The organism is Burkholderia cepacia complex sp. TUM26381 (genome assembly GCF_057439935.1).
Genome location: NZ_CM172006.1, coordinates 486648 through 498883, shown reverse-complemented (window position 1 = coordinate 498883; position 12236 = coordinate 486648). Strand labels below are relative to the sequence as shown.

12 protein-coding genes are annotated in these 12236 nt (G+C 67.2%); 8 read left to right on the top strand and 4 right to left on the bottom strand.

The features are described 5' to 3' along the window. Nucleotides 1-118: 118 nt before the first annotated feature. The 8 genes from rpe to ACWMMN_RS02385 all read left to right on the top strand — a co-directional run bounded on the left by rpe (nt 119) and on the right by ACWMMN_RS02385 (nt 7428). Nucleotides 119-805 carry a ribulose-phosphate 3-epimerase gene (rpe, locus tag ACWMMN_RS02420; protein ID WP_011883156.1) on the top strand — a complete coding sequence of 229 codons (687 nt, stop codon included), beginning with the start codon at nt 119-121 and terminating at the stop codon, nt 803-805. Between the two features lie 4 nt (nt 806-809). Next, nucleotides 810-1562, top strand: coding sequence for a phosphoglycolate phosphatase (locus tag ACWMMN_RS02415; protein WP_486422950.1), 753 nt, complete (start codon nt 810-812; stop codon nt 1560-1562). 357 nt (nt 1563-1919) lie between these two features. Further along, nucleotides 1920-3413: an anthranilate synthase component I gene (trpE, locus tag ACWMMN_RS02410; protein WP_174993796.1), complete on the top strand. Its 1494-nt coding sequence runs from the start codon at nt 1920-1922 to the stop codon at nt 3411-3413. Between the two features lie 13 nt (nt 3414-3426). Next, nucleotides 3427-4017: an aminodeoxychorismate/anthranilate synthase component II gene (locus ACWMMN_RS02405; protein WP_059236364.1), complete on the top strand. Its 591-nt coding sequence runs from the start codon at nt 3427-3429 to the stop codon at nt 4015-4017. 13 nt (nt 4018-4030) lie between these two features. Next, nucleotides 4031-5062 (top strand): anthranilate phosphoribosyltransferase, encoded by a 1032-nt coding sequence (gene trpD / locus ACWMMN_RS02400; RefSeq protein WP_059236366.1) that lies wholly within the window; start codon nt 4031-4033, stop codon nt 5060-5062. 29 nt (nt 5063-5091) lie between these two features. Beyond that, nucleotides 5092-5877 (top strand): indole-3-glycerol phosphate synthase TrpC, encoded by a 786-nt coding sequence (gene trpC, locus ACWMMN_RS02395; protein WP_059236368.1) that lies wholly within the window; start codon nt 5092-5094, stop codon nt 5875-5877. Next, on the top strand, nt 5877-6503 hold the full coding sequence (locus ACWMMN_RS02390; RefSeq protein ID WP_059236369.1) for a CYTH domain-containing protein: 627 nt from the start codon (nt 5877-5879) through the stop codon (nt 6501-6503). The genes trpC and ACWMMN_RS02390 overlap by 1 nt, the downstream gene beginning before the upstream one ends. A gap of 13 nt (nt 6504-6516) precedes the next feature. After that, entirely contained in the window at nt 6517-7428 is a 912-nt protein-coding gene (locus tag ACWMMN_RS02385) for a uracil-DNA glycosylase (RefSeq protein WP_486422949.1), read from the top strand. 119 nt (nt 7429-7547) lie between these two features. On the opposite strand, the gene ACWMMN_RS02380 is transcribed toward ACWMMN_RS02385, so the two are convergent. The 4 genes from ACWMMN_RS02380 to ACWMMN_RS02365 all read right to left on the bottom strand — a co-directional run bounded on the left by ACWMMN_RS02380 (nt 7548) and on the right by ACWMMN_RS02365 (nt 12196). Beyond that, the gene (locus ACWMMN_RS02380; RefSeq protein ID WP_059236373.1) at nt 7548-8144 is read right to left on the bottom strand and encodes an FMN-dependent NADH-azoreductase; all 597 of its coding nucleotides are present in this window, start codon (nt 8142-8144) and stop codon (nt 7548-7550) included. A gap of 147 nt (nt 8145-8291) precedes the next feature. After that, the gene (locus tag ACWMMN_RS02375) at nt 8292-10091 is read right to left on the bottom strand and encodes a M61 family metallopeptidase (RefSeq protein WP_256085524.1); all 1800 of its coding nucleotides are present in this window, start codon (nt 10089-10091) and stop codon (nt 8292-8294) included. A 107-nt stretch (nt 10092-10198) separates the two neighbouring features. Then, nucleotides 10199-10927, bottom strand: a complete 729-nt coding sequence (locus ACWMMN_RS02370; RefSeq protein WP_059236377.1) for a DsbC family protein — start codon at nt 10925-10927, stop codon at nt 10199-10201. Between the two features lie 90 nt (nt 10928-11017). Next, nucleotides 11018-12196, bottom strand: a complete 1179-nt coding sequence (locus ACWMMN_RS02365; protein WP_174993792.1) for a UbiH/UbiF family hydroxylase — start codon at nt 12194-12196, stop codon at nt 11018-11020. Nucleotides 12197-12236 lie beyond the last annotated feature (40 nt).

The following is a 12236-nucleotide window of genomic DNA, read 5'->3' as shown; positions in this document are numbered from 1 at the left end:
CGCATTGGTTCGGCATTCTATGCGCAATCGGGCCGCAACCGCACGGCCTGCCGCCGCGCACCGGGTCGCCGGACGGTAGAATGGCGGTTTTGCGCCGCACCGTCCCCGGTCCCCTGTCATGACTCAATTCCGCATCGCTCCCAGCATCCTGTCGGCCGATTTCGCACGGCTCGGCGAAGAAGTCCGCAACGTGGTCGCCGCCGGCGCCGACTGGATCCACTTCGACGTGATGGACAACCATTATGTGCCGAACCTGACGATCGGCCCGCTCGTCTGCGAGGCGATCCGCCCGCACGTGCAGGTGCCGATCGACGTGCACCTGATGGTGCGCCCGGTCGACCGGATCGTGCCCGATTTTGCGAAGGCCGGTGCGAACCTGATCAGCTTCCACCCGGAAGGCTCGGATCACATCGACCGCACGCTGTCGCTGATCCGCGACCACGGCTGCAAGGCCGGCCTCGTGTTCAACCCGGCCACGCCGCTGAACTATCTCGACCACGTGATGGATCGCCTCGACTTCGTGCTGCTGATGTCGGTCAACCCGGGCTTCGGCGGCCAGTCGTTCATTCCGGAGACGCTGAACAAGCTGCGCGAAGCACGTGCACGCATCGACGCGTACACCGAGCGCACGGGCCGCGAGATCCTGCTCGAAGTCGACGGCGGCGTGAAGACCGACAACATCGCGGAAATCGCGGCGGCCGGCGCCGACACGTTCGTCGCAGGTTCGGCGATCTTCGGCAAGCCCGACTATCGCAAGGTGATCGACGAGATGCGCGCCGCGCTCGCCACCGTCGAGCGGAGCTGACGCCGTGGCCGAATCGTCGTTCGCCGGCCACGCGCCGGCCGGGGCCGCCCCGATCCGCTTCGCCGCACCGCGCATCGACGCGGCGCTGATCGACCTCGACGGCACGATGGTCGACACGGCCGACGATTTCACGGCCGGCCTGAACGGAATGCTCGCGCAGCTCGGCGTGCCGGCCACGTCGCGCGACGAGGTGATCGGCTACGTCGGCAAGGGCTCCGAGCACCTGATCCAGAGCGTGCTGAAGCCGCGCTTCCCGGCCGACGAAGCGCATGCGCGCTTCGACGACGCGCTGGCGATCTACCAGACCGAATACGCGAAGATCAACGGCCGCCACACGCGCCTCTATCCGGACGTGGCAGCCGGGCTCGACGCGCTGCGCGAGGCCGGCATCCGGCTCGCGTGCGTGACGAACAAGCCGCACCGCTTCGCGGTGGAACTGCTTGAGCAATACGGGCTGGCCGGCTGCTTCGGCGTCGTGCTGGGCGGCGACAGCGTCGCGCGCAAGAAGCCCGATCCGCTGCCGATGCTGACGGCCTGCGATGCGCTCGGCGTCGCACCGGACGTGGCGGTCGCGATCGGCGACTCGGAAAACGATGCGCTGGCAGGCCGCGCGGCCGGGATGGCGACGCTGACGGTGCCGTATGGCTACAACCACGGCAAAGCTATACAAACGATAAATTCGGATGGTATAGTCGATTCGTTGCTGGTCGCGGCTCGCGCCATTTCCACGCACAACGCCGGCCGGCCAACCCTCTGATTATTTCTTCCATCTGCATGTTTCTGAATAAAAAACGGAGTCTGAGCAGCATCGACCGGGGAGCCTGGCCCTGGCGTCGCTGGTCGCGCTAACCTCTTCGATGAGGTACGCTGAAGCACGTCTTCAGCGCCGTTTTTTATCTCGCTGCGCATCCGCGCGCCGACCGTCGCACCACCTCGAGTTCCACCGCGCCCGAACGCTTGCGTTCAGGATCGGCCGCAGGCTCGCGACGTTCACGCCCGGAGTGCCGGCCGGCAACAGGCACTTCTCGATCGACCGCCCTTTCGCCGACGGCAACCCGCGCAGCGTCACGTGATCCCTGGCGCACGCGCCGCTCGTCCCGAACAGGACCGGAACATGACCGAACTCGAATTCCAATCGCTCGCGAACGAAGGCTACAACCGCATCCCGCTGATCGCGGAAGCCCTCGCCGATCTCGAAACGCCGCTGTCCCTCTACCTGAAGCTGGCCCAGCCCGAACGCGCGGGCGCCAATTCGTTCCTGCTCGAATCGGTTGTCGGCGGCGAACGCTTCGGCCGCTACTCGTTCATCGGCCTGCCTGCCCGTACGCTCGTGCGCACCCGCAACGGCGTGTCGGAAGTCGTGCGAGACGGCCAGGTCGTCGAGACGCACGACGGCGACCCGTTCCAGTTCATCGAATCGTTCCAGGGGCGCTTCAAGGTCGCGCAGCGCCCGGGCCTGCCGCGCTTCTGCGGCGGTCTCGCCGGCTACTTCGGCTACGACGCGGTGCGCTATATCGAGAAGAAGCTCGCGAACACCGCGCCGCGCGACGATCTCGGCCTGCCCGACATCCAGCTGCTGCTGACCGAGGAAGTCGCGGTCATCGACAACCTCGCCGGCAAGCTGTACCTGATCATCTACGCGGACCCGGGCCAGCCCGAAGCGTATGCGAAGGCGAAACACCGCCTGCGTGAGCTGAAGCAGCGCCTGCGCACGACCGTGCAGCCGCCCGTCACGTCGGCGAGCGTGCGCACCGAGACGTTCCGCGAGTTCAAGAAGGACGACTATCTGGCCGCCGTACGCCAGGCGAAGGAATACATCGCGGCCGGCGAACTGATGCAGATCCAGGTCGGCCAGCGGCTGACGAAGCCGTATCGCGACAATCCGCTGTCGCTGTATCGCGCGCTGCGTTCGCTGAACCCGTCGCCGTACATGTACTACTACAACTTCGGCGATTTCCACGTGGTCGGCGCGTCGCCGGAAATCCTGGTGCGCCAGGAAAAGCGCGGCGAAGACCAGATCGTGACGATCCGTCCGCTCGCCGGCACGCGCCCGCGCGGCAACACGCCCGAGCGCGATGCGGAGCTCGCGACCGAGCTGCTCAACGATCCGAAGGAAATCGCCGAGCACGTGATGCTGATCGACCTCGCGCGCAACGACGTCGGCCGCATCGCGGAAATCGGCTCGGTGCAGGTGACCGACAAGATGGTGATCGAGAAGTACTCGCACGTGCAGCACATCGTCAGCTCGGTCGAAGGCAAGCTGAAGCCCGGCATGACGAACTACGACGTGCTGCGCGCGACGTTCCCGGCCGGCACGCTGTCCGGCGCGCCGAAGGTGCGCGCGATGGAGCTGATCGACGAGCTCGAACCGGTCAAGCGCGGGCTGTACGGCGGCGCGGTCGGCTACCTGTCGTTCTCGGGCGAGATGGATCTCGCGATCGCGATCCGCACGGGCCTGATCCACAACGGCAACCTGTATGTGCAAGCGGCGGCCGGCGTCGTCGCGGATTCGGTGCCCGAATCCGAATGGCAAGAGACCGAGAACAAGGCGCGTGCGGTGCTGCGTGCGGCCGAACAGGTCCAGGACGGCCTCGATAGCGACTTCTGACCGGAGACTGACCATGCTGCTCATGATCGACAACTACGACTCGTTTACCTACAACCTGGTCCAGTACTTCGGCGAACTCGGCGAGGACGTGCGTACCTACCGCAACGACGAAATCACGCTCGACGAGATCGCGCGCCTGAATCCCGACGCGATCTGCCTGTCGCCGGGCCCGAGCAATCCGCAACACGCAGGCATTACGCTCGACGTGCTGCGTGAGTTTTCGGGCAAGAAGCCGATCCTCGGCGTCTGCCTCGGCCATCAGGCGATCGGCGAAGCGTTCGGCGGCCGCGTCGTGCGCGCGACGACCATCATGCACGGCAAGGTGAGCCGGATCGAAACCGACTGCCTCGGCGTGTTCGCCGACCTGCCGAAGCATTTCGACGTCACGCGCTACCACTCGCTCGCGATCGAGCGCGAATCGCTGCCCGACTGCCTCGAGGTGTCCGCCTGGACCGACGACGGCGAAATCATGGGCGTGCGCCACAAGACGCTGCCGATCGAGGGCGTGCAGTTCCACCCGGAATCGATCCTGTCCGAGCACGGCCATGCGCTGCTCGAGAATTTCCTGAAGCTGGCCCGCGCCGCGGCCGCGCAAGCCGCCTGACGGGAGCCTCACGATGACGATTACCCCGCAGGAAGCGCTGCAGCGCACGATCGAACACCGCGAGATCTTCCACGACGAAATGCTGCACCTGATGCGGCTCATCATGCGCGGCGACCTGTCGCCCGTGATGGCGGCCGCGATCATCACCGGGCTGCGCGTGAAGAAGGAGACGATCGGCGAGATCGCCGCCGCCGCGACCGTGATGCGCGAATTCGCGCACCACGTCGAGGTGCAGGACAACTCGAACTTCGTCGATATCGTCGGCACCGGCGGCGACGGCTCGCACACGTTCAACATCTCGACCGCGTCCATGTTCGTCACGGCCGCGGCCGGCGCGAAGGTCGCGAAACACGGCAATCGCGGCGTGTCGAGCAAATCCGGCAGCGCCGACGTGCTCGAGGCGCTCGGCGTGAACATCGACCTGCAGTCGGAGCAGGTCGCCGCGTCGATCGCCGAAACCGGCATGGGCTTCATGTTCGCGCCGAACCATCACCCGGCGATGAAGAACATCGCGGCCGTGCGCCGCGAGCTCGGCGTGCGCACGATCTTCAACATCCTCGGCCCGCTGACCAATCCGGCCGGCGCGCCGAACCAGCTGATGGGCGTGTTCCACCCCGACCTCGTCGGCATCCAGGTGCGCGTGATGCAGCGCCTCGGCGCTCAGCACGTGCTCGTCGTGTACGGCAAGGACGGCATGGACGAGGTGTCGCTCGGCGCCGCGACGCTCGTCGGCGAGTTGCGCGACGGCAAGGTGCACGAATACGAGATCCATCCGGAAGACTTCGGCCTGCAGATGGTGTCGAACCGCACGCTGAAGGTCGAAAATGCCGACGAATCGCGCACGATGCTGCTCGGCGCGCTGGACAACCAGCCGGGCGTCGCACGCGAAATCGTCACGCTGAACGCGGGCACCGCGCTCTATGCGGCGAACGTCGCCGAGTCGATCGCGGACGGCATCCAGCTCGCCCGCGAAGCGATCGCGAGCGGCAAGGCGCGCGCGAAGGTCGACGAACTCGTGCGCTTCACGCAGCAATTCAAGCGCTGACTCCCCTTACGAATCAAGCAGGAACCCACATGAGCGACATTCTCGACCGAATCATCGCCGTCAAGCGCGAAGAAGTCGCGGCGGCCATGCGCAGCACGCCGCTCGAGGCGCTGAAGCTGGACGCATCGGCGCGCGACCTGCGCGACTTCGTCGGCGCGCTGCGTGCGAAGCACGCGGCCGGCGACGCCGCCGTGATCGCCGAAATCAAGAAGGCCAGCCCGTCGAAGGGCGTGCTGCGCGAGCATTTCGTGCCGGCCGACATCGCGCGCTCGTATGCGGCGCACGGCGCCGCGTGCCTGTCGGTGCTGACCGACGAACAGTTCTTCCAGGGCAGCGTCCGCTACCTCGAAGAGGCGCGCGCGGCCTGCACGCTGCCGGTGCTGCGCAAGGACTTCATCGTCGACGCGTACCAGATCCTCGAAGCACGCGCGATGGGCGCCGACGCGATCCTGCTGATCGCCGCCGCGCTCGACACGCCGCTGATGCAGGATCTCGAGGCCTACGCGCACTCGCTCGGCCTCGCGGTGCTGGTCGAAGTGCACGACCGCAACGAGATGGAACAGGCGCTGACGCTGAAGACGCCGCTGCTCGGCATCAACAACCGCAACCTGCGCACGTTCGAGACGTCGATCCAGACCACGCTCGACATGCTCGACATGATTCCGGCGGACCGCATCGTCGTGACCGAATCGGGCATCCTGTCGCGCACCGACGTCGACACGATGCGTGCGGCGAACGTGAACGCGTTCCTCGTCGGCGAAGCGTTCATGCGCGCCGAGCAGCCGGGCGAGGAACTCGCGCGGATGTTCTTCTGATGGCGATCGAAAAGGAAATCAAGCTCACGCTGCCGGCCGGCCAGGCCGACGCCGCGCGACACTTCTTCGAGACACTGACCGGCGAACCCGGTCACGACATCACGCTCGCGAACGTCTATTACGACACGCCCGATCTGGCGCTGGCACGCTCGAAGAGCGCAGTGCGCGTGCGGCGCGCGCCGCACGGCTGGCTGCAGACGTTCAAGACGGTCGGCAGCGCGGAAGGCGGCCTGCATCGCCGCCATGAATGGGAACTGCCGGTCGCCGGCGACGCGCTCGAAATCGACGCGCTCGTCGCGGCCTGCGACGTGCCGGAAGCCGCCGCCGCGCTGAAAGATGCGGCCGGCGCGCTATCTGCGCTGTTCCGCACGGATTTTTCGCGTACGCTGTGGCGCATCGCAATCGGCGGCGCAACCGTCGAAGCCGCGGTGGACCTCGGCGAGATCGTCGTCCAGGCGGAACACGAAACGCGCCGCGAACCGATCAGCGAAATCGAACTCGAACTGATCGACGGCCCGGAAGCGGCGCTCGCGACGCTCGCCGCCGAACTGCAGCAAGCGCTGCCGGGCCTCGTTCCCGAAAACATCAGCAAGGCGCAGCGCGGCTATCGGCTGCGCGCGCAATAAACACGCATCACGCATGGCAACCCGCAAGACTTCCCGCGCGCCGCAACAGGCGTCGCTGTTCGACGATCCCGTGCCGGAAACGGCACCGGCCGATACGCCGTCCCCGGCCCCCGAAGCGCCCGCGGCCGGACGCAAACCCGCGAAGAAAGCGGCTGAACCGGTGGCCCCAGCCGCCGCAGTACCGCCACGGCCCGCTGCCGCCGACGTGCCGCATCTCGCCGCGCAATTCGACGCGCTGCCGACCGTCTGGCGCGACGTGCTGAAACCGTTCACCGACAGCGACGCGTACGCGCCGCTGTGCCGCTTCGTCGACGACGAGCGCGCAGCCGGCAAGACGGTCTACCCGACCGACGTGTTCCGTGCGCTGCGCCTGACGAGCCCCGACGACGTCAAGATCGTGATTCTCGGCCAGGATCCGTACCACGGCGACGATCGCGGCACGCCGCAGGCGCACGGGCTCGCGTTCTCGGTGCCGCCGGCCGTTCGCACGCCGCCGTCGCTGCGCAACATCTTCAAGGAAATCGCCGCGAACTTCGGTCACGACACGCCGCGTCACGGCTGTCTCGACACGTGGGCGCGCCAGGGCGTGCTGCTGCTCAACACCGTGCTGACGGTCGAGCGCGGCGCGGCCGCGAGCCACGCGAAGCGCGGCTGGGAGCAATGCACGGACACGCTGATCCGCGAACTCGCCGGCCGCCATCGCGGGCTCGTGTTCATGCTGTGGGGCGCACACGCGCAGGCGAAGCGCGCGCTGTTCGACGCGAACGCGCATTGCGTGCTCGAGGCGCCGCATCCGTCGCCGCTGTCCGCGCATCGCGGCTTCCTCGGCTGCCGCCATTTCGCGCTCGCGAACGATTATCTGGTCGATGCAGGCCGCGAACCGATCGACTGGCGCCTACCGGACGTAGCCGAAACGCTCGCGTAACGCGCCGCGCCGGTTCCTTCCCCGGATCCGGACGACATGCAAAAAACGCCGCGCCCCTTTCGGGGGCGCGGCGTTTTTTTATCGGGCGATGCTGCAGGTGCGTCGCACCCGCATCGACCTTACGCGGCGGCGATCGCTTCGCGTGCGCTGGCCAGCGCGGCGCTTTGCGCATCCGGGCCGAGATTCAGGCCTTCCGCGAAGATGAAGCTCACGTCGGTCATGCCGACGAAGCCGAGGAACGTGCGCAGATACGGCGTCTGGCTGTCGTTCGGCGTGCCGGCGTACTTGCCGCCGCGGGCCGTCACGACGTGAACCTTCTTGCCCTTGATCAGGCCTTCCGGACCGTTCTCGGTGTAGCGGAACGTGACGCCGGCACGGGCGATCCAGTCGAAGTACGTCTTCAGTTGCGACGAGATGCCGAAGTTGTACATCGGCGCGCCGATCACGATGATGTCGGCGGCTTGCAGCTCGGCGATCAGTGCGTCGCTCTTCGCGACGATCGCATTCTGCTCCGCGGTGCGGTTGTCGGCCGGCGTGAAGAACGCGCCGAGCACCGATTCGTCGAGGTGCGGCAGCGCATCGGCCAGCAAGTCGCGAACCACGACGTTCGCGCCGGGATTCGATTGTTGCAGCTTTGCCGTCAGTTCGTTAGCCAGCAGCGTGGATTGCGCACCTTGCGAACGTGCAGCGGAATTGATTTGCAGAATGGTCGTCATGTCAGGCTCCAGTAGGGTTGCGCTTCGGTAGCGCGAGTGACCCCATTGTGCGTGGCCGCATGACCGCGAAAAAGCGGGTTCAGGGCGACGGATTGTTGCAGCAGCAGAACAATACTCGATCGCGCCCCGATACCCGCTTCCTTACGTTCACCCCTTCAGCCAGGCTTCCCGGGCCCTCGCGACCGCCGCCGGCTTCGCGGCCGCCGTCAGCCGGTAGCGCGTGACTTCCGGGCCGTCGAGCTTGAGTTTCGCGGTGCGCAGCTCGTCGCGGCGGAACGCGTGAACCTCGACCTTGTCGCCCGGCCGGTAGCGCGCGAGCAGCGCATCGAGGTTCGTGCCCGTCACGCGCAGCCCGTCGACCGCGATCAGCGTGTCGCCGGCCGACAGCCCCGCGCGATGCGCGGCGCCGCCTTCGTAGACCGCCGCGAACGTGCAGTCCGCGCCGCCGCGCAGGCGCGCGCCGATCGTCGGCTTCGCGGCCGCGCCGAGTGCGACATCGGGTGCGAGCGTCACCCCGAACGGCGCGAGCAACTCGGCGAGCGGCAGGTCGCGCGTGCCGTGCACGGCGTCGGTGAACAGGCGGCCGAGCGCGACGCCCGTCGCCTCTTCGATCAGCGCGTCGACTTCGTTCTCCTCGACGCCGGCCGGCTTGCCGCGGTAGAAATCGCGGCCGTAGCGTTGCCACAGCAGGCGCATCACGTCGTCGAGCGACTTCCGGTTGCGCGTCTGCGCGCGGATCGCGAGATCGAACGCGAGCGCGACGAGCGAACCCTTCGTGTAATAGCTGACGATCGCGTTGGTCGCGTTCTCGTCCTGACGGTAGTACTTGATCCACGCGTCGAACGAGCTTTCCGCGACGCTCTGCTTGAGCCGGCCCGTACCGCGCAGCACGCCGCCGACCGTGCGGCCCAGCGCCGTGAAATATTCGTCCTGCGACATCAGCCCGCTGCGCACCAGCATCAGGTCGTCGTAATACGACGTGAAACCTTCGAACAGCCACAGCAGCGACGTGTAGTTCTCGCGCGTCAGGTCGTACGGCACGAACGCCGCCGGCTTGATGCGCTTCACGTTCCATGTGTGGAAGTACTCGTGGCTGCAGAGACCGAGATAGGTGCGATAGCCTTCCGTCGTTTCCGTCCGCCCCTTCACCGGCAGGTCGGTGCGGTTGCAGATCAGCGCAGTCGACGCGCGATGCTCGAGACCGCCGTAGCCGTCGCTGACCGCGAGCGTCATGAACACGTAGCGGTCCATCGGCGCCTTCTTCGACTTCGGCTCGAACAGCGCGATCTGCGCTTCGCATACGCGCTTCAGGTCGGTACGCAGCCGCTCCATGTCGAGCTGCGTCACGCGCCCCGCGACCACGATGTCATGCGGCACGCCGTGCGCGTCGAACGTCGCGAGCGCGAATTCGCCGATCGTCACCGGATGATCGGACAGCTCGTCGTAGTTGGCCGCGCGATACGCGCCGAAACCGTAGCGCTTCGTACCGCGCGCCTCGGGTAGCGCGGTGCCGACGCGCCACGTGCGAAACGCCGCGCCGGCCGGTTTAGCGATGTCGACTTCGCACGGCGCATCCTCGCGCCCGGCGACGCTCAGGAACACGGCCGTCGCGTTGAAGAAGCCGCCCGACTCATCGAGATACGCGGAGCGCACCGACAGGTCCCACGCGTACACGTCGTAGCGCAGCGTCAGCGCGCCGGTCACGGGCGCGGCCTGCCACGTGTGCTTGTCGGTCTTCGCGACGCGCACCTTGCGGCCCGCGTCGTTGAACGCACCGAGCGTCACGATGTTGCGCGCGAACTCGCGCACGAGGTAGCTGCCCGGAATCCACACCGGCAGCGAGAAGCGCTGGCCTTCGGGATCGGGATCGGTAACCGTCACCGACACTTCGAACAGGTGCGCGGCAAGATCTTTCGGGGCAATCGAATAGCGAATCGGCTGGGTCATCGTGGCAATCGGTCGGTCGAATACGGCGGCGAAAACGAAGAGAGGCGCCGGCAGATCATGCGGGCGCCCCTCGCTGGCCGGGCCATGCGGCCCGGCGTATCGGTCGGTTACTTGCTCGAGGCGAGCGCCTGGTTGAGCTGGTCGGCCGAGACCGCGCCCGGCAGGCGGCGGCCGTCCGGCAGGAAGATCGTCGGCGTGCCCGTGACGTTCATCCCGCGGCCGAGCGCGAGGTTCTTGTCGAGCGCGCTGGTATCGCAGGTGCCGGCACCGGACGGCGCGCGGTGGTCGAGCATCCAGCCCTCCCACGTCTTCGCACGGTCGGTCGCGCACCAGATCGCCTTCGACTTCACGGTCGAATCCGGCGACAGCACCGGGTACAGGAACGTGTAGACGGTGACGTTGTCGATCGACTGCAGCGTCGTCTCGAGCTTCTTGCAGTACGGGCAGTTCGGATCGGAGAACACCGCGATCTTGCGTGCGCCGTTGCCCTTGACGACCTTGATCGCATTCGCGAACGGCAGGCTCGCGAAGTCGATCTTGTTGATTTCGGACAGGCGTGCGTCGGTCAGGTTCTTGTGCGTCTTGGTGTCGACGAGATCGCCGAGCAGCACGTAATCGCCTGCCGCGTCGCTATAGATGATCTGCGAGCCGAGGTTCACTTCGTAGAGGCCCGCGACCGGCGACTTCGATACGCTCTTGATCGGCGCGTCGTTGCCGAGACGGGCTTGCAGCGTGGCTTTCAGCTTGTCGGTGGTCTGGTCGGCCTGGGCGGTGCAGCCAAGCGTCGCCATCGTGACGGCCAGCGCCAGCGACGCGATGCGGATCGTTTTTTTCATCGAAATCTTCCTTCAGCTCAATCGGTGTCCACGGCACAGTGTACGCCGTAACGGAACCGACTCCGACCGGCGAAGCGGCAGAAGGTTCGATCAGCCGAGTGCGGCCGACACGAGCCAGCGCTTCACGAACGGCTGCGCGCCGACGAAGGCCATGCCCGCATTGCGCACCGCCTTCGCGAGCGAGCCCGGCACCGCGAACAGCCGCTGCAGGCCGTCGGTCGCGACCATCAGCGCGCGGATGTCCTCGCGGCGCGAACGCTCGTAGCGGCGCAGCAGCACCGTATCGCCGAGGTTGCGGAAGCTTTCCTTGCCCGCGATCGCGTCGGCGAGCGCCGCAACGTCGCGCAGCCCGAGGTTCATCCCCTGCCCCGCGAGCGGGTGGATCAGATGCGCGGCATCGCCGACCAGCGCGACGCGCGGCGCGATCAGCTTGTCGACCGTCTGCAGCGCCAGCGGGAAGCCGGCGGCCGGCGTCACGCATTCGAGCGTGCCGACCTGGCCGTGCGACACGCGCTCGACCTCGGCCGCGAGCTGCGCCGGATCGAGTGCGAGCAATTCATCGGCATGCGCAGTGTGCGCGGACCACACGAGCGACACGTGGCCGTCCGGCAGCGGCAGCAGCGCGACGATCTCGCCTTCGTGGAACCACTGGCAGGCCGTCTCGCGGTGCGGCAGCGACGCCTTGAAGTTCGCGACGACGCCCGTCTGCCGGTAATCGCGCCGTTCGACCTTGGCCCCCATTTGGGATCGTACCCACGAATGCGCGCCGTCGGCGCCGACGATCAGGTCGGCTTCGAGCACCTGCCCCGACGACAACGTGAGGACGGCCGCGTCGTCGCGCACGTCGAAGCCCTGGGCGCGCGCCTCGAACCATGTGAGATTCGGCTGGAACCGCAGCGCGGCATCGAGCGACGCCTCGACCAGCGACGATTCGGCGATCCATGCAAGTTGCGGCACGGAGGCCTGGTAAGCGGAGAAATGCAGTTCCGCGTGCGCATCGCCGTACACGCGCATGTCGTAGACGGGCGCGAGCCGGCTGTGATCGAGCGCCTGCCAGACCCGCAGCCGCTCGAGCAGCGCCTGCGAACTGGAGGACAGCGCGTAGACGCGCGTGTCGAACGCGAGATCGGCGGGGCGCGGCGTGGCCGGCTGGGCGAGCAAGGCAGTCTTGTAGCCGGACTGGGTCAGCGCGAGCGCGGCCGTCTTGCCGACGAGCCCGCCGCCGACCACGGCGACGTCGAAGGTGTGGTGGGCAGTCATGGCGGGCATTATAGCCGCGGGGCCAAACCCTTACGCGGCCGGACTTTGC